This window comes from Pseudomonas wenzhouensis (genome assembly GCF_021029445.1).
Taxonomy (GTDB): domain Bacteria; phylum Pseudomonadota; class Gammaproteobacteria; order Pseudomonadales; family Pseudomonadaceae; genus Aquipseudomonas; species Aquipseudomonas wenzhouensis.
Genome location: NZ_CP072610.1, coordinates 1,821,827 through 1,846,198, shown reverse-complemented (window position 1 = coordinate 1,846,198; position 24,372 = coordinate 1,821,827). Strand labels below are relative to the sequence as shown.

Below are 24,372 nucleotides of genomic sequence, written 5' to 3'. Positions count from 1 at the left end.
ACCGGGAATCGAATGCAGGCAGCTTAAGGGCCGAACGGCAAACCGCGAGATTGAAGTATTCGATGAAAGGCTTAAACACGCTCAATGCAACGGCTGATCGCCTTCGAGGTCGGCCATGTCGTCTTCGCGAACCGCCTCTGCCTCGGCGTCTTCGACCAGGCGCAAGTCATCGAAATCGGTCTTGAGCCCCTGCTCCATGTCGTCCAGCTCGGCCAGCAGGCTGCGGAAGCTGGTTTCCTCGCGCGGCTCAGCGGCTTCACCATCTTCCTGCAAGGCCAGATCGGCGCGTGCTTGCAGACCGGCCGGCACCTCGGCGTCGTCATCCAGCGCCAGTTCGGGCTCCGACTCCAGTTCGCGCAAGGCAGCGAGCGGTGGCAGTTCGTCGAGACTTTTCAGGTTGAAGTGATCGAGAAAGCCCTTGGTGGTGGCGAACATCGCCGGGCGCCCCGGCACATCGCGATAACCCACCACGCGAATCCACTCGCGCTCGAGCAGCGTCTTGGTGATGTTGCTGTTGACCGCCACGCCGCGCACGTCCTCGATCTCGCCACGGGTGATGGGCTGGCGATAGGCGATCAGCGCCAGGGTTTCCAGCAGCGCACGGGAGTAGCGCTGCGGGCGCTCCTCCCAGAGCCGGCCCACCCAGGGCGCGAAGCGCTCACGCACCTGCAGGCGATACCCCGAGGCCACCTCCTTCAGCTCGAAGGCGCGGCCTTCACAGGACTGACGAAGCACCTCCAGTGCCGCCTTGAACTGCTCAGGCTCGGGCCGCTCGCCCTCCTCGAACAGCTCGAAGAGGCGCTCGAGCGACTGCGCCTTGCCGGAAGCCAGCAGAAAGGCTTCGAGCAACTGGGCTAGGTCTTTGGGGTCGTTCAGGTTCATTCGGCACGGGCTCGGACATGGATAACGGCGAAGGGCTCATTCTGCACCAGCTCGACCAGGGATTCCTTGATCAATTCGAGCACTGCCATGAAGGTCACCACCACACCAAGGCGCCCTTCCTCGGCGCTGAACAGCTCGACGAACGGTACAAACGCCCCACCCTTGAGACGCTCCAGCACTTCGCTCATGCGCTCGCGGGTGGACAATGCCTCGCGGGTAACCTGGTGGCTCTCGAACATGTCGGCGCGGCGCAGCACCTCGGCCATGGACAGCAATACCTCTTCCAGGCTGACGTCCGGCAGCAGCTTGCGCGCGCGGGCTTCGGGCGCATCCAGTTTGGGTACGGTGACATCACGGCCGACGCGCGGCAGCTCGTCGATACCTTCGGCAGCGGCCTTGAAGCGCTCGTACTCCTGCAGACGGCGAATCAGCTCGGCGCGCGGATCGTCCTCTTCCTCTTCGGCCTCTGCCGAGCGCGGCAGCAGCATGCGCGACTTGATCTCGGCGAGCATGGCGGCCATCACCAGGTATTCAGCTGCCAGCTCCAGGCGCACCGAATGCATAAGCTCGACATAGCCCATGTACTGTTTGGTGATCTCGGCTACGGGAATGTCGAGGATGTCGATGTTCTGCTTGCGAATCAGATACAGCAGCAGATCCAGCGGCCCCTCGAAGGCTTCGAGGAAGACCTCCAGCGCATCCGGAGGAATGTACAGGTCGAGCGGCAGTTCGGTGACCGCCTCGCCGTAAACCAGGGCGAACGGCAGCTCCTGCTGGGCGCCGGCCTGGCTGTCCGGGGGTGGCGTGACGGGCTCGCTCATCGACTGGGGCTCCTTCAGCGGTAATTCAGGCCCATGGCCATGCGTACTTCGGCCAGGGTTTCGCGCGCTTCGTCACGCGCGCGTTCGGCGCCTTCGGCGAGGATGCTGCGCACCAGGTCGGGGCTGTCCTCGTAATCGATGGCGCGCTGCTGCAGTGGCGCCAGCTCGGCTTGCAGGGCTGAGCACAGTGCGTTTTTGCAGTCGAGGCAACCAATCGAGGCGCTGCGACAGCCCTCGATCACCCAGTGCAACTGCTCGTCACTGGAATACAGCTGGTGCAGCGACCACACCGGACAACGCTGCGGCTCACCTGGATCATCACGGTGTACACGCGCGGGATCGGTGGGCATGCGCCGCAGTTTTTCCTCGAGCTCGGCATCGCTGTCGCGCAGGAATATGGCATTACCGCTGGATTTGGCCATCTTCTGTCCATCCAGGCCAGGCACCCGCGAAAACTCGGCAAGAATCGGCTGCGGCTCGCTCAGAATCACCTTGCCGCCACCTTCCAGATAGCCGTAAAGGCGTTCCTGGTCGCCGAGGGTGAGGCTGGTCTGCTCCTTGAGCAAAGCCCGCGCCGTCTCCAGCGCCTGGACGTCACCCTGCTCCTGATAGGCCTTGCGCAGGTTGCTGTAGAGCTTACCGAGCTTCTTGCCCAGCTTGCCGATGGCCGCCTCGGCCTTCAGCTCGAAATCCGGCTCGCTGCCATACAGGTGGTTGAAGCGGCGCGCCACGTCGCGGGCAAATTCGATGTGCGGCAACTGATCCGCACCGACCGGCACCTGGCCGGCGTGATAGAGCAGGATGTCCGCCGCCTGCAGCAGCGGGTAGCCAAGAAACCCGTAGGTGGAAAGATCCTTGCCGCTCTGTCGCTCCTGCTGCTCCTTGTAGGACGGCACGCGCTCGAGCCAGCTGAGCGGACAGATCATCGACAGCAGCAGGTGCAGCTCGGCATGCTCCGGCACCTGCGACTGCACGAACAGTGTCGCCGAGCTGGGACTGACGCCAGCGGCCAACCAATCCACCGCCATGTCCATGACATGTTGGGAAAGCTGGCTGGCCTCGGCGTAATCGGTGGTCAGCGCATGCCAGTCGACAATGCAGAAGAAGCAGTCGTACTCGTGCTGCAACTTGACCCAGTTCTTCAGCACGCCGTGATAGTGCCCAAGGTGAAGACGACCGCTCGGACGCATCCCTGACAGCACCCGACGCTCGGAGTCGTTAAGGCTCAAACCGTTCCATCCAAAGTCCAGACGAGGCCTGGCAGTATAGGACAGCTGCGCCCCAGGCGGAAAATCCGCCGTCAGAGATCACTGAACGGCGTCGCATCACCGCAACCGACGCGCAGCACTTGCGGGCTCTCATCAGCCAGACTGACCACGGTGGACGCTTCCAGCCCGCCAAAACCGCCGTCGATGATCAGATCGACCTGATGCTCGAGCACCTGGCGCATTTCGTAAGGGTCGGACATCGGCAGTTCATCGCCCGGCATGATCAGGCTGACGCTCATCAGCGGCTCACCCAACTGCTCCAGCAGCGCCAGCGCGATGGGATGGCTGGGCACGCGAATACCGATGGTACGGCGCTTGGGATGCAGCAGCATGCGCGGCACTTCGCGGGTGGCATTGAGGATGAAGGTGTAAGGGCCGGGCGTGTGATTTTTCAGCAGGCGAAAGGCAGCGGTGTCGACCTTGGCAAACAGTCCGATCTGCGACAGATCGCGGCAAACCAGGGTGAAGTTGTGCTTGTCATCGAGCTGACGCAGACGACGAATGCGCTCTACCGCATTCTTGTCGCCGGTCGCGCAACCCACTGCATAGGAGGAATCGGTCGGATAGACCACCACGCCGCCACCACGAATGATTTCCACGGCCTGTTTTACCAGGCGCGCCTGCGGGTTTTCCGGATGAATCTGGAAGAATTGACTCACGTTTGCTTCCTGCTCATGAAGTGACAGCGGATGGCTGTGCATGCTCGAAACGCTCCCAGAGCGCAGTCAGATCGTCGGGCAGCGGCCGGTACATACCCAGCTCGGACCAGTCGCCCGGCGCATGAAAATCACTGCCGACGCTGGCCATCAAACCAAACTCACGGGCCAGAATCGCCAGGCCGCCGACCTGCTCGGCCGGCTGCATGCCGTTGACCACTTCCAGCGCGTGGCCACCGGCTGCCGCGAAGTCGGCCACCAGACGGCGACGCTTACTGCGCGTGAAATCGTATTGCCACGGATGCGCCAGGCTGATCCAGGCCCCGGCCGCGCGCAAAGTGGCAACGGTTTCTTCCAGCATAGGCCAATGCTGCTTGACGTCACCCAATTTGCCCGAACCCAGCCACTTGCGAAACGCCTCGGCACGGTCGCGCACATGTCCGGCACGCACCAGAAACTCAGCGAAATGTGGACGTGCCGGCGCGTTACCGCTGTCGCCCAACGCCTGCTGGACAGCGCGCGCGCCCTCCAGAGCACCGGGCATACCCTTGGCGGCGAGGCGTCGGTCGATCTCCTCGGCACGCTGCCAGCGCCCGTGATGCAGGGCCTCGATGGCCGCACAGAGCGCCGGCGCCTCGCGTTCGAAGGCATAGCCCAAGACATGGATGGTGGCACCACCCCAGGTACAGGACAGCTCGATACCATTGACCAGCTTCACGCCCAATGGCGCTGCCGCCTGGCGCGCTTCATCGAGCCCTTCCAGCGTGTCATGATCGGTCAGCGCCAGCAGCCGTACGCCACGTTCATGGGCTCTGGCCACCAGAACAGCGGGCGCCAGGACGCCATCGGAGGCGGTACTGTGGCAGTGCAGATCGACAATCATGGCGGCGCTTTCGTTGACATTGATGTTTGTTATTATGCCTCACATCTGCGCCAAGGCTGTTACCGCATCGCGCAAATGCTCCCCGCCCTCGCTTCGACCCCACATAAGGATTGAGATGCTCTACGCCATCATCGCCACCGACGTCGAAAACTCCCTGGAAAATCGCCTGGCTATCCGCCCCGCTCACCTCGCCCGCCTGGAACAGTTGAAGCAGGAAGGTCGCCTGCTGCTGGCCGGACCACACCCGGCCATCGACAGCAACGACCCAGGCCCGGCAGGTTTCAGTGGCAGCCTGGTGGTCGCCGAGTTCGACTCGCTGGACGCGGCACAGAAATGGGCCGACGCAGATCCCTATCGCAGTGCCGGCGTGTATGCCAGCGTGTTGGTCAAACCGTTCAAGAAAGTGTTGCCCTGATCTGCTGCCATCCACGCCCCTTTCGTCCTATAAGGAATCGCAATGCGCTCACTCCCGCTGTCCCTGCTGGCCACCGTGATGCTGACTTGCGCGATGGCCCAGGCCGAAGAAGAGATTGCTCAGCCCGCAGCTGCTGCACCTGCAGTCGACAGTCAAAGTCAGGTGCTGCAACAGCGCCTGGAGCAAAGCGAGCAGCTACGCAACGAGCAACAAGCCAGCAGCGCCGTGCAACTGCAGCGCCTGCGCCAGGAAAACCAGCGCCTGCGCCTGCAACTCAAGGAAAGCCAGGCGCAGGCTCAGCCGCGACTGCTCAGTGAGGAGCAGACCTGGTTTGCCCTGGGGGCGGCCCTGAGCCTGGTTTCCATGGTATTCGGTGCCCTGCTGCGCGGGCGACGCAAGAGCCGTCGCGAGTGGATCAACTAGTACCATGAGCCGCTTACTGCTGATCGACGATGATCAGGAACTCTGTGAACTGCTGGGCAGTTGGCTGACCCAGGAAGGCTTCCAGGTCACGGCCTGTCATGAAACGGGTAGTGCTCGACAGGCGCTTGCAGCTCTGCCTCCCGAGGCCGTGGTGCTCGACGTGATGCTGCCAGACGGCAGTGGCCTGGAGCTGCTCAAGCAACTGCGCGGCGAGCACCCGGACTTGCCCGTACTGATGCTCTCCGCCCGAGGCGAGCCGCTCGACCGCATCCTCGGCCTGGAGCTTGGCGCCGATGATTACCTGGCCAAACCCTGTGATCCGCGTGAGCTGACTGCGCGCCTGCGTGCCGTACTGCGGCGCAGCACGCCTGCACCGGCGAGCAGCCAGTTGCAACTGGGCGACCTGAGCTTCAGCCCCAATCGCGGCGTGGTCAGCATCGGCGAACATGACATTCCCCTGACCCTCTCGGAAAGCCGCCTGCTGGAAGCCCTGCTGCGCCAGCCTGGTGAGCCGGTCGACAAGCAGGCACTGGCACAACTGGCTCTGGGTCGCAAACTGACCCTCTACGATCGCAGCCTGGACATGCACGTCAGCAACCTGCGCAAGAAGCTCGGCCCGCACCCGGACGGTCGCCCACGCATTCTCGCCCTGCGCAGTCGTGGCTATTACTACGCGCAGTGAGTGCTACCTGGCCCTTACGTAAACAGCCTGCAACATCGCCTTTACCCAGGCTTTACCCACACCTGACCGCCCTTGACCTTGAGCGCCGCATAATGAGCCCATCCGGTCGTTACCGGTTTCGAGACAAGGAGAATCACCATGCGCAAGACCCTCACCGCCCTGCTGCTCGCTGCCACCCTGCCGACACTGGCCTTCGCCATGCCCATGAAAGACGGCGGCCCACGTCATCATGACCGTGACCACGGCATGTTCAAGGAGCTGAACCTGAGCAAGGAGCAGCGCCAGGCGTTTCGCACGCTGATGGGCGAACAGATGAAGACCCATCGCGACATCACCAAGCGCTACCTGGACAAACTGCCGGAAGCCGAAAAGCAGGCCATGAAGAAGGAACTGGACAAGGCCCGCGCCGACCAACACAAGGCGCTGCGTGACCTGCTCAACCCCGAACAGCAGAAAGCCTTCGACGAGCACCAGAAGAAAATGGAAGCTCGCCGCGCCGAAATGGCCGAATTCAAGGCCTGGAAAGCCGAAAAGGACAGCAAAAGCAACTGATCCACTGCCCTGTTGACCCGCCGCCGCGCTCGCTGAGCCCGGCGGCTTTTGCATGAGGAATCACCGTGCGTTCACTGTTCTGGCGCATCCTGGCGACATTCTGGCTGGCCATTGCCCTGGTGGCTGGCCTGTCGCTATTGCTCGGCCGCGCCCTCAACCAGGACGCCTGGATTCTGAACCTGCACCCGGGGCTTGATGGTCTGGATAGCAAATGGGTCAAGCGCTACGAGCAACAGGGGCCGGCAGCCGCTCAGGACTTTCTCGAGCAGCGCAAACGCAAATACCGTATCGACACTCAGGTACTCGGCGAAAGCGGTCAGTTGCTGGGCAAAGGTACCTTTCCGTCGCGTGCTGCTGCCTTCGAGGCGCGTCATGGTGATGACCGACGCCTGCCCTGGCGCCGCCTGACCAGCGAATACACCAGCCCGACAAGTGGCGAAAGCTACCTGTTCATCTACCGTATTCCGCACCCGGAGCTGGCCGCCTGGCATCGCGGCAGCCTGTTCTGGCCACTTAGCGCCATCACCATCGCCCTGGTGGTGCTGACCTTCTTCAGTCTGATGCTGACCCTGTCGATCACCCGCCCACTCGACCGCCTGCGCAGCGCCGTGCACGACCTCGGGCAGACCGCTTACCAGCAAAACACCCTGGCACGCCTGGCCACCCGGCGTGACGAACTGGGCCTGCTGGCCAAGGACTTCAACCGCATGGGCGAGCGCCTGCAAGGGCTGATCGGCAGCCAGCGCCAGTTGCTGCGCGATGTCTCGCACGAACTGCGCTCGCCCCTGGCGCGTCTGCGCATCGCCCTGGCGCTGGCCGAGCGTGCCGACGCCGTCGAGCGGGAAAAACTCTGGCCGCGCCTGAATCAGGAATGCGATCGACTGGAAGCGCTGATCAGCGAAATTCTCGCCCTCGCTCGCCTGGATGCCGATCCCGGCGCCGCACAGCCGGTCGACCTGGCCGCACTGATCGGCAAACTAGAGGAATACGCCCGCCTGACTGCACCGCACCACCAGCTACGCATCGAGCTGGACCAGGATGCACGACTGCAAGGCTGGCCGGATATGCTCGAGCGCGCACTGGACAATCTGCTTCGCAACGCCCTGCGCTTCAGCCCGCCGGATCAACCTGTGCTGCTCAGCGTACAACGCCGGGGAAACCGGCTGATGCTCAGCGTGCGTGATCACGGCCCGGGCGTGGCCAGCGAATACCTGGAGCAGTTGGGCAAGCCATTTTTCCGCGCACCGGGCCAAAGCGGCTCAGGCCACGGCCTTGGTCTGGCCATCGCGCGACGGGCGGCGCAGCGTCATGGCGGCGACTTGCTGCTGGCCAATCACCCAGAGGGCGGTTTCGTGGCCACGCTAAGCGTGCCGATCACCCCACAGACCGCCTGATCAGCCCTCCCAGGCGCTGACAAACGCCTCGACGCTGACGTCCGGCACCCGGCGCAGCTCGCGCTCCGGCGTACCGAGATAGAGATAGGCGATGACCTGCTCGTGCGCAGCCAATCCCAGCCCTTTTGCCACATGGGCGTTATAGGCCATGTCACCGGTGCGCCAGACCGCGCCGATACCCTGAGCATGCGCAGCCAGCAGCATGCCATGCACGGCGCAGCCAGCTGCGATCACCTGCTCGGACGCCGGCACCTTGGGATGCTCCTGAACGCGGGCGATCACCACCACCAGCAGCGGCGCACGCAGCGGCATGCCACGCGCCTTGCTCAGAGCTTCGGCAGATGCCTGGGCATCGGCCACCTGCAACGCTTCGGCGAACAACTCGCCCATACGCTCACGCGCAGCGCCTTCGATGGTCAGAAAACGCCATGGCCGTAGCTGCCCATGATCCGGCGCCCGCAAGGCCGCACGAAACAGCAGCTCCCGCTGCGCCGCATTCGGAGCAGGCTCGACCAGACGCGGAACGGAAACACGATTGAGCAGAGCATCGAGGGCATCCATCAGCCATCTCCGGAGGACTTAAAGAGGGCGCATTCTCAATGCTGCAAGCGGCACGCTGCAAGCTCGGCTACATCCGGGTGACGTAGCCGCGCCTCGCGGCGAATCGAGAGAACGCCACAAAGCCAAAAGCTTCGCCCCGAGGCAGGGCTCCTACACAAATGCCGCAGACACCGTACCACCCCGCAGGAGCCGCACCCCGCGGCGAATCGAGAGAACGCCGCTAAACCAAAAGCTTCACCCCGGGGCGGGGCTCCTACACGCATGCCGCAGACACCGCACCACCCCGTAGGAGCCGCGCCCCGCGGCGAATCGAGAGAACGCAACAAAGCCAAAAGCTTCGCCCCGAGGCAGGGCTCCTACACGCATACCGCAAGCACCGCCCACCCTGTAGGAGCCGCGCCCCGCGGCGAATCGAGAGAACGCCGCAAAGCCAAAAGCTTCGCCTCGGGGCGGGGCTCCTACACCGGCACCTCGGCCCCATGCAGCAACATCAAACCTGCAACAACCGATCACGCAGCTTCTGAATCTCGTCACGCAACTGCGCCGCAGCCTCGAACTCCAGATCGCGCGCCAGGGCGTACATCTTCTCTTCCAGCTGACGAATACGTTTGGTGATCTCGCTCGGCGAACGCAGCTCGTTTTCGTAGCGTGCACTCTCCTCCGCTGCCTTGGCCATGCCCTTGCGCTTGTTGCTACGTGCACCCGGCACCACGGCGCCTTCGAGAATATCCTTGACGTCCTTCTGCACCCCCTTGGGCACGATGCCATTGGCCTCGTTGAAGGCGATCTGCTTGGCGCGGCGCCGCTCGGTCTCACCGATGGCACGCTGCATCGAACCGGTCATGTTGTCGGCATACAGGATCGCCCGGCCGTTGAGGTTACGTGCCGCGCGACCAATGGTCTGGATCAGCGAACGCTCGCTGCGCAGGAAGCCTTCCTTGTCCGCATCGAGGATCGCCACCAGCGAAACTTCGGGCATATCCAGGCCCTCACGTAGCAGGTTGATGCCCACCAGCACGTCGAAGGCGCCGAGGCGCAGATCACGAATGATCTCCACCCGCTCGACCGTATCGATGTCCGAGTGCAGGTAACGCACCTTGACGTCATGGTCGCCCAGATAATCCGTCAAGTCCTCGGCCATGCGCTTGGTCAGCGTGGTGACCAGCACGCGATCACCAGCCGCCACGCGCAGACGAATCTCCGAAAGCAGATCATCGACCTGCGTACGCGCCGGACGCACCTCGATCTGCGGATCGACCAGGCCAGTGGGACGCACCACCTGCTCGACCACACGTCCGGCATGTTCGCCCTCGTAAGGGCCGGGCGTGGCGGAGACGAAAATGGTCTGCGGGCAGGCGGACTCCCACTCTTCGAAGCGCATCGGCCGGTTGTCCAGCGCCGAGGGCAGACGGAAGCCGTATTCGACCAGGGTTTCTTTGCGCGAACGGTCGCCCTTGTACATGGCGCCGACCTGCGGCACCGAAACGTGGGACTCGTCGATCACCAGCAGGGCTTCGTCCGGCAGGTAGTCATAGAGCGTAGGCGGCGGCGCGCCAGCTGGGCGACCGGACAGGTAACGCGAGTAGTTTTCGATGCCGTTGCAGTAGCCCAGTTCGAGGATCATCTCCAGGTCGAAGCGCGTGCGTTGCTCCAGACGCTGCGCCTCCACCAGCTTGTTGGCGCCGCGCAGGTATTCCAGACGCTGCTGCAGCTCGACCTTGATGTGCTCCACCGCCTCCAGCAAGGTTTCGCGCGGGGTGACGTAGTGGCTCTTGGGGTAGAAGGTGAAGCGCGGCAGCTTCTGGATCACCTCACCGGTCAGCGGATCGAAGGCGCTGATGCTTTCCACCTCGTCGTCGAACAGCTCGACGCGAATGGCTTCCAGATCCGATTCCGCCGGGAAGATATCGATCACATCGCCGCGCACGCGAAAAGTCGCACGGGCGAAATCCATGTCGTTGCGTGTGTACTGCAGCTCGGCCAGGCGGCGCAGCAGCGCGCGCTGATCCATCTTGTCGCCACGGTCGAGGTGCAGCACCATTTTCAGGTACTCCTCGGGGCTGCCCAGGCCGTAGATCGAGGACACGGTACAGACCACGATCACGTCCTTGCGCTCGATCAGCGCCTTGGTCGCCGACAGGCGCATCTGCTCGATGTGGTCGTTGATCGAGGCATCCTTCTCGATGAAGGTGTCCGAAGACGGCACATAGGCTTCCGGCTGGTAGTAGTCGTAGTAGGAAACGAAATACTCCACCGCGTTGTTCGGGAAGAATGACTTGAACTCGCCGTACAGCTGCGCCGCCAGGGTCTTGTTCGGTGCCAGCACCAACGTCGGACGCTGTACCTGGGCGATCACGTTGGCGATGGAAAAGGTCTTGCCCGAGCCCGTCACGCCGAGCAGCGTCTGGTGCGAAAGCCCCGCCTCCAGCCCCTCGACCATCTGCCGGATCGCCTCAGGCTGATCGCCGGCAGGTTTGAAGCGGGTCACCAACTGAAATTCGGACATGCAGCACCTCGACAAACGACTGTGACGCGCCCTGCCGGGCGGCGTCAAAGCCATGAATTGCGGGGCGACTCGGCAATAGCTCCAGGTAGAGTCGAATTACCTGGCAAAAGGCCTTAATTCAGTGCTTTGCGCTGTCGCCCCCTGGATACAGGGTCGTTATACTAACGCCCCGTTTACGCGCCCCCTAGCGCTTTTGTCGGGGACGCCTGGCCACCCACCCCTCACTCGAGTTGCCGCATCCATCATGAGTCTCTTCTCTGCCGTCGAAATGGCTCCGCGCGATCCCATCCTGGGCCTCAACGAAGCATTCAACGCCGACACCCGCGCGACCAAGGTCAACCTTGGCGTGGGCGTCTACTACAACGAGGAGGGACGGATTCCGCTGCTGCGCGCCGTCGCAGAAGCCGAAAAAGCGCGTATCGAGGCGCACGCGCCACGTGGCTACCTACCCATCGAAGGCATCGCGGCCTATGACAAGGCCGTGCAGGAGCTGCTGTTCGGCAAGGGCGCAGCCCTGATCGAAGCCGGCCGTGTGATCACCACGCAAGCCCTGGGCGGTACCGGCGCACTGAAGATCGGCGCCGACTTCCTCAAGCGCCTGCTGCCGGACGCCACCGTGGCCATCAGCGACCCGAGCTGGGAAAACCACCGCGCCCTGTTCGAATCCGCCGGTTTCCCAGTGCAGAACTACCGCTACTACGATCCGTTCAGCAACGGTGTGAACCGCGGCGGCATGCTCGAAGACCTGCGTAACCTGCCGGCCCGTTCCATCGTCGTGCTGCACGCCTGCTGCCATAACCCGACCGGCGTCGACCTGCAATTGGAAGACTGGAAGGCCGTGCTGGACGTGCTGCGCGAGCGCGAGCACGTGCCCTTCCTCGACATCGCCTACCAGGGCTTCGGTGACGGCATCGACCAGGACGCCGAAGCCGTGCGTCTGTTCGCCGAGTCGGGCCTGGAGTTCTTCGTGTCCAGCTCCTTCTCCAAGTCGTTCTCGCTGTATGGCGAACGCGTGGGCGCTCTGTCGCTGGTCACCAGCAGCCGCGAAGAATCGACTCGCGTCCTGTCGCAGCTCAAGCGCGTGATCCGTACCAACTACTCCAACCCGCCGACCCACGGCGCCACCGTGGTCGCCAGCGTGCTCAACAGCCCCGAGCTGCGCGCCATGTGGGAAGCCGAACTGGGCGAAATGCGCGACCGCATTCGCAGCATGCGCCTGGCCATGGTCGAGCAACTGGCCGCACTGGGCGCCAAGCGTGACTTCGGCTTCGTCGCGCAGCAGCGCGGCATGTTCTCCTACTCCGGCCTCACCGTGGAGCAAGTGGAACGCCTCAAGGAAGAATTCGGCATCTACGCCGTCGGCACCGGCCGCATCTGCGTCGCTGCGCTGAACAAGGGCAACCTGGACAGCGTCACCCGCGCGATCCACGCCGTGCTGTAAGCCTCTGCAATAAACAAGAACGCCGGCCCATAAGCCGGCGTTTTTGTATGCATCAAATAACTGTGGAGCGGCGCCCCGCCGCGAATCATTCGGTAGAGCACCGCACAACCAAACGCTTCGCCCCGGGGCGGGGCTCCTACGCAAGCACCACAGGCACCACCTCCCCCTGTAGGAGCAGCGCCTCGCGGCGAATCGCAAGAACACCGCAAACCAAAAGCTTCGCCCCGGGGCGGGGCTCCTACGCAAGCACCACAGGCACCGCCTCCCCCTGTAGGAGCCGCGCCTCGCGGCGGATCACAAGAACACCGCACAACCAAACGCTTCGCCCCGGGGCGGGGCTCCTATGTATGGACTCGCCCCCACTGTCAAACCTGCTTTTCAACACTGCTACCCGGCTGCATCTATGTATCAGGCCTATTCGAGGAAGCTGTCATCAGCTTCTGGCCAACATTGTGTGAGCTTGCGGTATGCCTATTACATTCAGACCTCGAAGGCCAGTAGGAGCCAAGGCATCAATCCGCAACGGTCTTACCTGGGGTCAATGTTTTCTAGCAGAGGTTGGAGCGACTTCGCGCCCCGGTGGCAGAACTCGGTGGATCAGTGACTCATTTCCGCCTGCCTGTCATTAACTGGCTGGCGTTGATAAGTCTGTTCATTCTGTAGCAGCACCCAGGCGATCCGTAGGTTGCGGTTGGCTAACCTCACCGCCGCCTCTTTGCGCCCCAGGCGACTCAGCCAGCCCAGCAAGCGGCGATCATCCGGTTGCTGCGAATCAGGCCGTAGTTGTCGGAGGACCGGATGCGCGCCCTGGATCATCAGGCTGCGCATGTAGCCATCGCCTCGCTTGCTCATCTTGCCCAGGCGGATCTTTTCTCCGCTGCTGTGCTGATCAGGCACCATGCCGAAGTAAGCCGCATATAAGCGGGCATTGGCGAAACGTTCAGGTTCGGTTTGCTTGGCCAGCAGCGCGGTGGCGATGATCGGGCCGACTCCGCGCACCGTCATCAGTCGTTTCGCGGTCTTGTCCGCGTTCGCAGCAGCTTCCAAGCGCCCGCTCAAGACGTTGATGCGTTCGCCCAATTGCCGCCATTCACCCAGCAATTCGTCGATCAACTCCCGCAGTATCTCCGGCAGTGGCTGCGTTGCATCTTCCAGCACCCTCGGTATCACGTGGCTGATAGCCGCATCGCCTTGCGCCAGAGCCACGCCGTGCTCCAGCAGCAAACCGCGCATCTGATTACTCATCGCCGTACGCCGACGCACATAACCCTGCCGAGCGCGATGCAGCGCCTGCATGGCCAGCGAGGCAGCGCTTTTGATGGGCACGGCTGAAATCTTGCTATCGCGACCGGCGCGCAAGATCGACAGGGCATCGTTACGATCATTCTTCGCACCGCTGCGGTGACCCTCGACGAGACGAGCCGGAAGAATCCGCGCCAGGTTGCCTTGCCCCTGTAGCTGCCGTGCCCACGCCTGAGCACCTGGGCCAGTTTCAACCAGCACGACGACACTCGGCGGCAACTTGCACAGAAACTCGTAGAACGCCTCACGCGACTTGATCCGCGCCTCGTAACGCACCTGACCAAGAACGTCTTCTCCCGCCACCTGAAAGACCCGCTTGGCAAGATCGACTGCCACTGTCGTGCAGGCCGATAGATCGTTTAAGGCCTGGGATTGATTAGTTGCTGTATGCTTTTTCATGGACTCGCCCTCGCTGCCGTTGGCTTCTTAGACTGCCACCGTGGCGCATTGACGCCTCGGCGTGGGCGAGTCCATGTAATTACACCAATACCCGGACAGCGGTATTGCGCATGGGCTCTACCAGCGCTGTCGCGGCCAAAGCCTCGCCCACCAAACCAAACGCGTCGTGGCCAGATAGAAGTCACCGCAAAGTGTTGACTTCCCCTTTTTAATCAGTAACATACGCAACGTTGTTCCGCGATAGCTCAGTCGGTAGAGCAAATGACTGTTAATCATTGGGTCCCTGGTTCGAGTCCAGGTCGCGGAGCCAAATTCAAGAACCCAGCCTAGTGCTGGGTTTTTTATTACCTGCGGACTCTCACCAGGGACCACGTCCCAGGTTATTCGCTTCGCTCACCCCTTCGGGGCCGCGCTGAAGCGCGCTCAGCTGCGCTGTCGAGTCCAGGTCGCGGAGCCAAATTCAAGAGCCCAGCCTAACCGCTGGTTTTTTTATTGCCTGCAGACTCTCACCAGGGACAACGTCCCAGGCTATTCGCTTCGTTTGCCCCTCCGGGGCCGCGCTGAAGCGCGTTCAGCTGCGCTGTCGAGTCCAGATCGCGGAGCCAAATTCAAAAGCCTCGGCTGATCTTGTCCTGCTCAAGGCTCTGATTCTGCAATTGCAGGAAGAGAACGCCCTGCTGCACCACAAGTTGTTCTGTAACCGCTCCATAAACCCCACCTTCAACTGACCTGTCCGTTCCCGGATGCTGGGCTCCCCATTTTTTCCCGTGGAGCTCCGTCATGATGCGTCCCGACGCCAAGGTGCAGAAGGTCTATCTCTACCCAAAGCCCGTCGATTTCCGCAAATCCATCAACGGCCTGGCCGCTCTGGTCGAGCTGGACATCAAGGTGGAAGTGTTCAACCCCGTGCTGTTCGTGTTCCTCAACCGCACCCGCAGTCAGGTCAAGATCCTCTACTGGGAGCGCAATGGCTTCTGCCTGTGGCTCAAGCGTTTGGAAGCCGAACGCTTCAAGACCAAGCCCGATGCCGGCGACGAGGCCATCGAGCTGACGGTCGATGAGTTGAACTGGCTGCTCGACGGCATCGACCTGTGGCGCAACCGTCCGCACCAGATACTGACGCCGCGTTTCGTGACCTGAGCCGGTATAATCCACGGCCATGATCGCCGTGCCCGCCCCCCTTCCTGACGACCCAATCCTGCTCAAGCATTTACTGCTGCTGGCCAGTGAACAGGCGGCTGCGAAAGATGCTCGCATAGAACAACTTCAGGAACAGGTCGCCCTGCTGCGCCACAAGTTGTTCTCGCCCAAGTCCGAGCGCAGCCCTGAAGATACCGACTCGCCGCAGTTGGCCATGTTCAACGAGGCCGAAGAGCTGATCGAAGCGCTGTCCGCCGCGCCAAGCGAAGCCGAAGCCGAAGCCGAAGCCGAAGCCGAAGCCGAAGCCGAAGAAATCGTTGCGCCGGTCAAGCGCCGTGGCAAGCGCAAGCCGTTGCCGGCCAACCTGCCGCGTGTCGAGGTCATCCACGACCTGCCCGAGCACGAGCTGACTTGCGCCTGTGGCGCCTGCAAACAAGTCATCGGCGAGGAGACCAGCGAGCAGCTGGAGATCATCCCGATGCAGGTGCGGGTCATCCGCCATATCCGCAAGACCTACGCCTGCAAGGCCTGCGAAGCGGCGCCGATCACTGCCGACAAGCCGGCCCAACTGATCGAGAAGAGCCTGGCCAGCCCCAGTGTGCTGGCGATGCTGCTGACCACCAAATACGCCGACGGCATCCCGCTGTACCGCTTCGAGAAGATGCTCAGCCGCCACGGCGTCGAGATCCCGCGCCAGACCCTGGCTCGCTGGGTGATCCAATGCGGTGACTATCTGCAACCCTTGCTCAACTTGATGCGCGACACGCTGCTGGATTATCCGGTGTTGCACTGCGACGAAACCCGGGTGCAGGTGCTCAAAGAACCGGGGCGCGACCCGAGCAGCCAATCCTGGATGTGGGTGCAAACCGGCGGCCCGCCAGACAGGCCGGTGGTCCTCTTCGACTACACAACCAGTCGTGCGCAGGACGTACCCTTGCGCCTGCTCACCGGCTATTGCGGTTATTTAATGACCGACGACTACTCCGGCTACAACGCCGTGGCCGCGCAAGCGGGCATCGAGCGGCTGGCCTGCTGGGCCCATGCGAGGCGCAAATTTATCGAGGCGCAGAAGGTGCAGCCTAAAGGCAAAACTGGGCGAGCCGACATGGCCCTGAACCTGATCAACAAACTCTACGGTATCGAGCGCGAGCTGAAAGACGCCAGCGACGCTGAACGCCTGAGCGCCCGCCAACAGCGCAGTCAACCCGTGCTCGACCAGCTCAAAGCCTGGCTCGACAAAGCTCAGCCGCAGGTCGCCGGACAGACCTCCCTGGGCAAGGCGGTGAACTACTTGGCCAACAACTGGAGCCGCCTGGAGCGCTACATCGAAGGCGGAAACCTGCCCATCGACAACAACCGCGCCGAGAACGCCATCCGCCCGTTCGTCATCGGCCGCAAAAACTGGCTGTTCAGCGACACACCCAAAGGCGCCACGGCCAGCGCACAGATCTATAGTCTGATCGAAACCGCCAAAGCCAATGGCCAGGAGCCCTACGCCTACCTGCGCCACATCCTTGAGCGCCTGCCTCAGGTCAACAGCGTCGAAGGCTACGAAGCGCTGTTGCCGTGGAACTGCTCGCCAGCGCCAGCTGCTTCCTGAAAACAACCCCGTCCGCTAGGACGTAACCGCTCCATAAACCCCACCTACTGCTGATGGAGCGGGTCTGTCAGGATGCGCTCACTGGCGAGCAATTCCACGGCAGCAGCGCTTCGTAATCCTCGACGCTATTGGCGGCCGGCAGGCGTTCGAGGATGTGGCGCAGCCAGGCGTAAGGCTCCTGGCCATTGGCCTTGGCGGTTTCGATCAGGCTGTAGATCTGCGCGCTGGCCGTGGCCCCCTTGGGCGTGTCGCTGAACAGCCAGTTCTTGCGCCCGATAACGAACGGGCGGATGGCGTTCTCCGCGCGGTTGTTGTCGATCGGGAGATGTCCACCTTCGACGTAGCGCACCAGCTTTCTCCAGTTGCTGGCCAGGTAGTTCACCGCCCTGCCCAGCGCCGTCTGCCCGACGACCTGCGGCTGGGTCTTGTCCAGCCAGGTCTTAAGTTGATCGAGCAGCGGCTGGCTGCGTTGCTGACGGGCGACCAGGCGCTCGGTATCGCAAGCGTCCTTCAGGTCCCGCTCGATGCCGTAGAGCTTGTTGATCAGGTTCAACGCCATGTCGGCACGGCCGGTTTTGCCCTTGGGTTGCACTTTCTGCGCCTCGACGAACTTGCGCCGCGCATGCGCCCAGCAGCCGAGGCGTTCGATGCCTTCTTGCGCGGCCACGGCGTTGTAGCCGGCGTAGTCGTCGGTCATCAGGTAGCCGCGATAACCATCGAGCAGGCGCAGCGGCACCTCCTGCGCGCGGCTGGCGGTGTAGTCGAAGAGGATCACCGGCTTATCCGGTGGTCCACCGCTTTGTACCCACATCCAGGACTGCGCGGTGGGATCGCGTCCCGGTTCATGCAGTACCTGCAAGCGCGTTTCGTCGCAGTGCAAAACGGGGTATTCGAGCAACTTGTCGCGCAGCAGGTTGAGCAGCGGTTGCAGTTGCTCGCCGCTCTGGATCACCCAGCGCGCCAGGGTCTGGCGCGGGATCTCGACGCCGTGGCGGCTGAGCATCTTCTCGAAGCGGTACAGCGGGATGCCGTCGGCGTATTTGGTGGTCAGCAGCATCGCCAGCACACTGGGGCTGGCCAGGCTCTTCTCGATCAGTTGGGCCGGCTTGTCGGCAGTGATCGGCGCCGCTTCGCAGGCCTTGCAGGCGTAGGTCTTGCGGATATGGCGGATGACCCGCACCTGCATCGGGATGATCTCCAGCTGCTCGCTGGTCTCCTCGCCGATGAGCTGTTTGCAGGCGCCACAGGCGCAAGTCAGCTCGTGCTCGGGCAGGTCGTGGATGACCTCGACACGCGGCAGGTTGGCCGGCAACGGCTTGCGCTTGCCACGGCGCTTGACCGGCGCAACGATTTCTTCGGCTTCGGCTTCGGCTTCGGCTTCGGCTTCGGCTTCGGCTTCGGCTTCGCTTGGCGCGGCGGACAGCGCTTCGATCAGCTCTTCGGCCTCGTTGAACATGGCCAACTGCGGCGAGTCGGTATCTTCAGGGCTGCGCTCGGACTTGGGCGAGAACAACTTGTGGCGCAGCAGGGCGACCTGTTCCTGAAGTTGTTCTATGCGAGCATCTTTCGCAGCCGCCTGTTCACTGGCCAGCAGCAGTAAATGCTTGAGCAGGATTGGGTCGTCAGGAAGGGGGGCGGGCACGGCGATCATGGCCGTGGATTATACCGGCTCAGGTCACGAAACGCGGCGTCAGTATCTGGTGCGGACGGTTGCGCCACAGGTCGATGCCGTCGAGCAGCCAGTTCAACTCATCGACCGTCAGCTCGATGGCCTCGTCGCCGGCATCGGGCTTGGTCTTGAAGCGTTCGGCTTCCAAACGCTTGAGCCACAGGCAGAAGCCATTGCGCTCCCAGTAGAGGATCTTGACCTGACTGCGGGTGCGGTTGAGGAACACGAACAGCACGGGGTTGAACACTTCCACCTTGATGTCCAGCTCGACCAGAGCGGCCAGGCCGTTGATGGATTTGCGGAAATCGACGGGCTTTGGGTAGAGATAGACCTTCTGCACCTTGGCGTCGGGACGCATCATGACGGAGCTCCACGGGAAAAAATGGGGAGCCCAGCATCCGGGAACGGACAGGTCAGTTGAAGGTGGGGTTTATGGAGCGGTTACGCTAGGACGGGGTTTATGGAGCGCTTACGTTGTTCTCGCCCAAGTCCGAGCGCAGCCCTGAAGATACCGACTCGCCGCAGTTGGCCATGTTCAACGAGGCCGAAGAGCTGATCGAAGCGCTGTCCGCAGCACCAGCCGAAGCCGAAGCCGAAGCCGAAGCCGAAGAAGTCGTGGCACCGGTCAAGCGCCGTGGCAAGCGCAAGCCGTTGCCGGCCAACCTGCCGCGTGTCGAGGTCATCCACGACCTGCCCGAGCACGAGCTGACTTGCGCCTGCGGCGCCTGCAAACAGCTCATCGGCGAGGAGACCAGCGAACAGCTGGAGATCATCCCGATGCAGGTGCGGGTCATCCGCCATATCGGCAAGACCTACGCCTGCAAGGCCTGCGAAGCGGCGCCGATCACTGCCGATCACTGCCGAAACCGTGCCGAGAACGCCATCCGCCCCTTCGTCATCGGGCGCAAGAACTGGCTGTTCAGCGACACGCCCAAGGGGGTCACGGCCAGCGCGCAGATCTACAGCCTGATCGAAACCGCCAAGGCCAATGGCCAGGAGCCTTACGCCTGGCTGTGTCACATCCTCGAACGCCTGCCAACAGCACAGAACGTTGAGGAATACGAAGCGCTGCTGCCTTGGAACTGCTCGCTGGCTTCTTCTGCTCCTGCTTCCTGAAAATAAATCCCGTCCTGACGGGCGGGGTTTATGGAGCGCTTACTAAACGTCTCTGTAAGTACAACCAATCCACAATCTCACCGTCAGGCCGATAACCACTCACGGTTTCGCGCAATAACGCCCGAACCCGCTCGTAGTCCTCACGCCCAACTGCATCCTCCAAAGCAAGAAGCACTTTCCTGTACTCCTCCCAAGACAGCATTTCTTCGTTGGCACGCATGATCATCGGATGCTCGGTCGGGCTGACGTTATCGCCAATCAGCAACTCCTCATAGAGCTTCTCTCCCGGCCGGAGCCCTGTGAACTCGATAGCAATATCACCCTGCGGGTTTTCAGCAGAACGCACACTCAAGCCACTGAGATGAATCATCTTCTCTGCTAACTCGGCGATCTTCACCGGCTCCCCCATATCCAACACGAAGACGTCTCCGCCCTCCCCCATCGACCCCGCCTGAATCACCAACTGGGCAGCCTCAGGGATAGTCATGAAATAACGTGTAATATTTGGGTGCGTAACCGTCACAGGCCCACCACGCCGGATTTGCTCATGAAACAGGGGTATGACCGAACCGGACGATCCAAGCACATTGCCAAAGCGCACCATTGTGAAGCGGGTTTTGTTGACCTCCTTGAGCAGCTCGCCTTTACCAAAAAGTACCGGAGCCTGTTCGCGGCTAAGCGCCTGCAGTACCATCTCAGCCAAACGCTTGGTGCTGCCCATCACATTGGTGGGCCGCACAGCCTTGTCGGTCGAGATCAGCACGAAATGCGCAACTCCAGCCTTTAGAGCTGCCTGAGCGGTAAACAGGGTGCCGAATACATTATTCAGCACACCTTCAGCAATATTGTGCTCGACCATCGGCACATGCTTGTAAGCTGCCGCGTGATAGACCGTATTCACCGCCCAGCTCGACATCACCTCCTCGAGCCGCTCCGGGTTGCGAATTGAGCCCAGAATTGGAATCAACTGAATGGCCAAGGACTCACGCTTGGTGCGGCTTACTAGCTCGGAATGAATGTTGTAAAGATTGAATTCGCTGTGCTCGAACAGCAACAGGGTCTTCGGCTCATTGGACAGGATCTGTCGGCATAGCTCCGAGCCAATCGAGCCACCCGCGCCAGTCACCATGACCACCTGGCTACGTATGCAACGCTCAAACAAGGCCTTCTGCGGCGGTACCGGATCACGTCCCAGCAGGTCAGCAATATCGACCTCCTGCACCTCATCTACCTTAACCCGCCCACTGGCCAAGTCCATTAAACCTGGCACGCTACGTACGTGCAGGTTGTACTGGCCAAGCAATTCGAGGATCTCCCTGCGACGCGCACGCGAGGCAGAAGGCACCGCAAGCAGAATTTCCTGGGCGCCAGTTTCTTCGATCATCTGTTGGGTGTGCTTGGGCTTGTACACCCGCAACCCGGCAATCACCCGGTTGGCGATGGTTGCATCATCATCAATAAAGGCAACGGGCGCCAGCGAACGCCCCAAACGCAGGGCGGCCAGTAACTGATTCCCCGCCGCACCGGCCCCATAAATCGCAACGCGGGGCAAACCACGGTCCCCTGTAAGAAGACGGGGATGCTCAGCCGAATACCAATTACCCATAAAGTACTGACGCATCAGCAAACGCACCCCGCCAATCAACGTCAGGCTAAGCCACCAGAAATTCAGCACCATCGAACGTGGAATCAGCGCAGGCGCGTCGCGATACCAATAGATCGTCAACGCCAGGAATAACGCAGAGAGGGAAATTGCCTTAAAAATGCTCTTGAGCGCATCGTTACCGAAAAAGCGCATCACCGCGCGATACATGCCCATACGGATGAAAATGGGCACTGAAATCAAGGGCACAATTACAAAGATCCAGGCGTGATGGCCTAAAGGATCAACTGCTTTGAAGTCACCCAAGCGCACAATAAACGCCAGCCACAGCGCACACCAAAGCAACAGTACATCGACAATGACCTGCAGCACACGCTTCGAACGCCGTGGCAAACGGATCAAACGCTCACGCAGGCGATCTGCAGTCCTTAACATCAAAACCTCCCAATCCTTCACATACCGTACTGCGTGGCAATAACTGATTCCCGCACAAGCCGCTGCCACTAACTAGGTTCTGTACGAAAAGTCGTCGAGCGAAGGTCAGGCGAGGCAAAAATGGGTGAGGAAGCGGAGTTTACGAGCTGTAAATGAGCATTCCGAACCTATTTTTAACGAAGCATCACCGAGCGCAGGCACTTTTCGTACAGAACCTAAGACGGGCGTACCCGATCACCCGCGCCCTTACCAAGCACCGTCATCAGGATATATTTAAAATAATGAGCCAGGGTAAGCTCACGAATCATACGCTGATCGGTTTCAGCCAACAGTTTTGGCGTCGACATATCAATATCGCTAAGCTGTGCCAACCCGGTGATACCCGGGCGCACATCGAACACACCACGCTGAGCACGCTCAGTCGTTAACTCCTGTTGATTAAACAGCCCTGGGCGGGGGCCGACCAGACTCATTTCGCCTTTGAGCACATTCCACAACTGAGGCAACTCATCGAGCTTGGTTTTACGCAGGAAGGCACCCATGCGGGTAATCGAAGCACTGGACGCCAAATGACTGGCTACCGACGCGGTATCGATCTTCATCGTACGAAACTTAACCAACACAAATGGCTTCTGGTGTCGCCCTACTCGCTCCTGACGAAACAACGGCGAGCCGGTATCGAAAAGACCAAGTACATAAATAACCAACAACACCGGGAAAGCAATAATCAGCCCTAGCAAGGCAAAGGTAAAATCAAAAATGCGTAACACGTTATTGTTCCTTACTCATAAAATCGGCTACGGTCGCTTCAATACCCTGGCTTACCGTAAACGGCGGCACCCATTCTAGCAACGTACGGGCCTTGGAGGAATCCACCTGCAAATCACCCACTAAACGGTCTACCACACCCTGCTTACCAGTAACCGCACCCGCTAACTTAAACAACCACAATGGCACCGGCAGCAAACGCGGCGAACGGCCCAGGCACAAGCGAATGAAAGTAACCAGCTTACACAGTGAAACATCTTCACCGTCAGACACCAAAAAGGTATGGTTGGCAGCCATAGGGTGCTGAATGCAGCGAATAATAAAACTGACCAAATTACCCACATACACCATACTGCGGTTGTTATTCACAGAGCCAAAAGGCAAAGGCAACCCGGTAGCTGATAACTTAAGCAAACTTAAAAAATTGGCTTTAACACCCGGCCCATACACCAGCGGCGGGCGGATAATCACCACATCTAAACCGGTTTCCTCAGCCAGCAAACGCAAGCCTTGCTCCGCTTCGTGCTTAGAAATACCGTAAGGATCCTCTGGTTTCGCTGCATCGGCTTCAGTAAAGGCCGACAACCCGGTTGTGCTTTCGCCATTAACCTTAATAGAGCTGATGTAAACAAACCGCTTAACACCCGCAGCAACAGCCTGCTTAGCAAGGTTCAATGTACCTTCTACGTTTACCTTACGGTATTCCGCCAGTGGGTCTGCTACTTCATCACGCATAATGTGCGCACGCGCAGCAGAGTGAACCACTACATCAACACCGTTAAGTGCCGAGGAATAATCCGTAGTGCCGTCAATATCGCCAACCACAACAACATCATCAGACGCAGGCGAAACAGCAGAACGAACTGCAGAAACCACTCGAAAATCAGGTAATTTTTTAAGTTCAGCAAGCAAAGCTGAGCCGACAAAGCCAGTAGAGCCTGTTAGAAAAACCAAATTTTGATTGGACATTTAATAAACCCCTAATGCAAACATGGCTAGCAAGGCAAAAGCATCACGGGGCCGTCTTCGCAGCGCACGAAAATTGTAAATCCGAAAAACGTATCGATTAAAATCCTTTAGATGATCTGGAGCAACAACAGATAAAATCAAATTAACCTGATTCCGATACCAATGCTTAGTGACTAACTCAATGCGTTTCTTATAAGCCGTGAAGCCTGCATTAGTACCTACTTGATTATTAGCGTGCTGCCGGTAAAGCATCGAAGGCGCGGGGTCTATATACCACCTAAAAGCATTGTGTCGACAAAACGCATAAGCCAACCAGTCGTGCAACGAAACGGCTTGAATCCGTTCACCCAGCCCTATTAAAAAACGCTTAAACGCTAATGCTGCATCAATATTGAACACATAAGTACAGCCCGGGCCTGCTGCTTCAAAAAAATAATCGAATCGCTTCTGAGGCTGTGCTTTATCAATAAGCACTTGCTTACCGTCGGGCCAAAAGGCCGTCACATTGGACGAATAAACATCAGATTGCCCAGCCTGCAACAATGTACAAGCACGGTGCAGCTTGTCCGAAAACCAAATATCATCCTGATCAGCAAAAGAAACCGCATCAAAACCAGAGAAATCAACATCCCTGATCAAGCGAAAAAAATTAGGGCCGGCACCACCAAAACGCTGACCATAAGGCAACATAACCACATTACTGTGTTTCTCAGCTAATTTCTGAACCCACTGGTCTGTACCATCGGAAGAAAAGTCCACACTGACAAACAAAGTAACATCGACGCCCTGCTGGTTAAGAATGCTGTTTACCTGTTCTTCTATCCATTTCATGCCGTTATAGGCTGCTACTAACACAGCAACCTTAGGAAAATTATCGGTTTTCATAA

Annotated in this window: 23 protein-coding genes, 1 tRNA gene and 2 pseudogenes; 11 read left to right on the top strand and 15 right to left on the bottom strand. The window is 60.4% G+C overall.

Annotated elements, in window-relative coordinates; all coding sequences use genetic code 11:
* Window positions 1-81: 81 nt before the first annotated feature.
* The 5 genes from scpB to J7655_RS08435 form a co-directional block, all read right to left on the bottom strand.
* Entirely contained in the window at window positions 82-882 is an 801-nt protein-coding gene (gene scpB, locus J7655_RS08455; RefSeq protein ID WP_230927376.1) for an SMC-Scp complex subunit ScpB, read from the bottom strand.
* Window positions 879-1,577 (bottom strand): segregation and condensation protein A, encoded by a 699-nt coding sequence (locus J7655_RS08450; protein WP_187272792.1) that lies wholly within the window; start codon window positions 1,575-1,577, stop codon window positions 879-881. Before J7655_RS08450 ends, scpB begins: the two co-directional genes overlap by 4 nt.
* Window positions 1,578-1,717: 140 nt before the next feature.
* Window positions 1,718-2,932: a tryptophan--tRNA ligase gene (locus J7655_RS08445; RefSeq protein ID WP_420850918.1), complete on the bottom strand. Its 1,215-nt coding sequence runs from the start codon at window positions 2,930-2,932 to the stop codon at window positions 1,718-1,720.
* 71 nt (window positions 2,933-3,003) lie between these two features.
* A complete protein-coding gene (locus J7655_RS08440) occupies window positions 3,004-3,630 on the bottom strand; it encodes an L-threonylcarbamoyladenylate synthase (RefSeq protein WP_230927375.1) in 627 nt (208 codons plus the stop codon).
* Window positions 3,631-3,643: 13 nt separating this feature from the next.
* On the bottom strand, window positions 3,644-4,510 hold the full coding sequence (locus tag J7655_RS08435; RefSeq protein WP_230927374.1) for a PHP domain-containing protein: 867 nt from the start codon (window positions 4,508-4,510) through the stop codon (window positions 3,644-3,646).
* 115 nt (window positions 4,511-4,625) lie between these two features.
* Between J7655_RS08435 and J7655_RS08430 the strand changes: the two genes are divergently transcribed.
* From J7655_RS08430 to J7655_RS08410, 5 genes are all read left to right on the top strand, one after another.
* Entirely contained in the window at window positions 4,626-4,925 is a 300-nt protein-coding gene (locus J7655_RS08430; RefSeq protein WP_230927373.1) for a YciI family protein, read from the top strand.
* A gap of 42 nt (window positions 4,926-4,967) precedes the next feature.
* Entirely contained in the window at window positions 4,968-5,348 is a 381-nt protein-coding gene (locus tag J7655_RS08425; protein WP_230927372.1) for a translation initiation factor 2 (IF-2, GTPase), read from the top strand.
* Window positions 5,349-5,352: 4 nt separating this feature from the next.
* A complete protein-coding gene (locus tag J7655_RS08420; RefSeq protein WP_147810751.1) occupies window positions 5,353-6,030 on the top strand; it encodes a response regulator transcription factor in 678 nt (225 codons plus the stop codon).
* 138 nt (window positions 6,031-6,168) lie between these two features.
* Entirely contained in the window at window positions 6,169-6,582 is a 414-nt protein-coding gene (locus tag J7655_RS08415) for a Spy/CpxP family protein refolding chaperone (protein ID WP_230927371.1), read from the top strand.
* A gap of 65 nt (window positions 6,583-6,647) precedes the next feature.
* On the top strand, window positions 6,648-7,976 hold the full coding sequence (locus tag J7655_RS08410; RefSeq protein ID WP_230927370.1) for a sensor histidine kinase: 1,329 nt from the start codon (window positions 6,648-6,650) through the stop codon (window positions 7,974-7,976).
* Here the strand turns inward: J7655_RS08410 and J7655_RS08405 are convergent, their stop codons facing one another.
* Window positions 7,977-8,537 carry an NAD(P)H nitroreductase gene (locus J7655_RS08405; protein ID WP_230927369.1) on the bottom strand — a complete coding sequence of 187 codons (561 nt, stop codon included), beginning with the start codon at window positions 8,535-8,537 and terminating at the stop codon, window positions 7,977-7,979.
* A 490-nt stretch (window positions 8,538-9,027) separates the two neighbouring features.
* The gene (gene uvrB, locus J7655_RS08400; protein WP_230927368.1) at window positions 9,028-11,043 is read right to left on the bottom strand and encodes an excinuclease ABC subunit UvrB; all 2,016 of its coding nucleotides are present in this window, start codon (window positions 11,041-11,043) and stop codon (window positions 9,028-9,030) included.
* Between the two features lie 244 nt (window positions 11,044-11,287).
* Between uvrB and J7655_RS08395 the strand changes: the two genes are divergently transcribed.
* Window positions 11,288-12,484: an amino acid aminotransferase gene (locus tag J7655_RS08395; RefSeq protein WP_230927367.1), complete on the top strand. Its 1,197-nt coding sequence runs from the start codon at window positions 11,288-11,290 to the stop codon at window positions 12,482-12,484.
* 597 nt (window positions 12,485-13,081) lie between these two features.
* On the opposite strand, the gene J7655_RS08390 is transcribed toward J7655_RS08395, so the two are convergent.
* Window positions 13,082-14,185: an IS110 family RNA-guided transposase gene (locus tag J7655_RS08390; protein WP_230927366.1), complete on the bottom strand. Its 1,104-nt coding sequence runs from the start codon at window positions 14,183-14,185 to the stop codon at window positions 13,082-13,084.
* A 234-nt stretch (window positions 14,186-14,419) separates the two neighbouring features.
* Here J7655_RS08390 and J7655_RS08385 point away from each other — a divergent pair.
* Window positions 14,420-14,495: transfer RNA gene (locus tag J7655_RS08385), tRNA-Asn, on the top strand.
* Between the two features lie 298 nt (window positions 14,496-14,793).
* On the opposite strand, the gene J7655_RS08380 is transcribed toward J7655_RS08385, so the two are convergent.
* Window positions 14,794-14,967 (bottom strand): hypothetical protein, encoded by a 174-nt coding sequence (locus J7655_RS08380; protein ID WP_230927365.1) that lies wholly within the window; start codon window positions 14,965-14,967, stop codon window positions 14,794-14,796.
* On the opposite strand from J7655_RS08380, the gene tnpB (J7655_RS08375) reads away from it, so the two are divergent.
* On the top strand, window positions 14,966-15,325 hold the full coding sequence (gene tnpB, locus J7655_RS08375; protein WP_003460146.1) for an IS66 family insertion sequence element accessory protein TnpB: 360 nt from the start codon (window positions 14,966-14,968) through the stop codon (window positions 15,323-15,325). The two genes, J7655_RS08380 and tnpB (J7655_RS08375), sit on opposite strands and share 2 nt — an antisense overlap.
* Window positions 15,326-15,344: 19 nt before the next feature.
* On the top strand, window positions 15,345-16,925 hold the full coding sequence (gene tnpC / locus J7655_RS08370) for an IS66 family transposase (RefSeq protein WP_230927364.1): 1,581 nt from the start codon (window positions 15,345-15,347) through the stop codon (window positions 16,923-16,925).
* Between the two features lie 67 nt (window positions 16,926-16,992).
* Here tnpC (J7655_RS08370) and tnpC (J7655_RS08365) read toward each other — a convergent pair whose 3' ends face one another.
* Both tnpC (J7655_RS08365) and tnpB (J7655_RS08360) read right to left on the bottom strand, forming a co-directional pair.
* A complete protein-coding gene (gene tnpC / locus J7655_RS08365) occupies window positions 16,993-18,576 on the bottom strand; it encodes an IS66 family transposase (RefSeq protein ID WP_230925302.1) in 1,584 nt (527 codons plus the stop codon).
* 19 nt (window positions 18,577-18,595) lie between these two features.
* Window positions 18,596-18,955, bottom strand: coding sequence for an IS66 family insertion sequence element accessory protein TnpB (gene tnpB / locus J7655_RS08360; protein WP_003460146.1), 360 nt, complete (start codon window positions 18,953-18,955; stop codon window positions 18,596-18,598).
* Between the two features lie 113 nt (window positions 18,956-19,068).
* Here tnpB (J7655_RS08360) and J7655_RS21160 point away from each other — a divergent pair.
* A pseudogene (locus J7655_RS21160) lies at window positions 19,069-19,449 on the top strand (transposase domain-containing protein); the annotation flags it as partial.
* Window positions 19,450-19,458: 9 nt separating this feature from the next.
* Window positions 19,459-19,710 (top strand): annotated as a pseudogene (locus J7655_RS21155) (transposase domain-containing protein); the annotation flags it as partial.
* 28 nt (window positions 19,711-19,738) lie between these two features.
* Here the strand turns inward: J7655_RS21155 and J7655_RS08350 are convergent.
* From J7655_RS08350 to J7655_RS08335, 4 genes are all read right to left on the bottom strand, one after another.
* Window positions 19,739-21,748, bottom strand: coding sequence for a polysaccharide biosynthesis protein (locus J7655_RS08350; RefSeq protein ID WP_230927362.1), 2,010 nt, complete (start codon window positions 21,746-21,748; stop codon window positions 19,739-19,741).
* A gap of 215 nt (window positions 21,749-21,963) precedes the next feature.
* A complete protein-coding gene (locus J7655_RS08345) occupies window positions 21,964-22,518 on the bottom strand; it encodes a sugar transferase (protein ID WP_230927361.1) in 555 nt (184 codons plus the stop codon).
* 1 nt (window position 22,519) lies between these two features.
* The gene (locus J7655_RS08340) at window positions 22,520-23,485 is read right to left on the bottom strand and encodes a UDP-glucose 4-epimerase family protein (RefSeq protein WP_230927360.1); all 966 of its coding nucleotides are present in this window, start codon (window positions 23,483-23,485) and stop codon (window positions 22,520-22,522) included.
* On the bottom strand, window positions 23,486-24,370 hold the full coding sequence (locus J7655_RS08335; protein ID WP_230927359.1) for a glycosyltransferase: 885 nt from the start codon (window positions 24,368-24,370) through the stop codon (window positions 23,486-23,488).
* Between the last annotated feature and the right edge of the window lie 2 nt (window positions 24,371-24,372).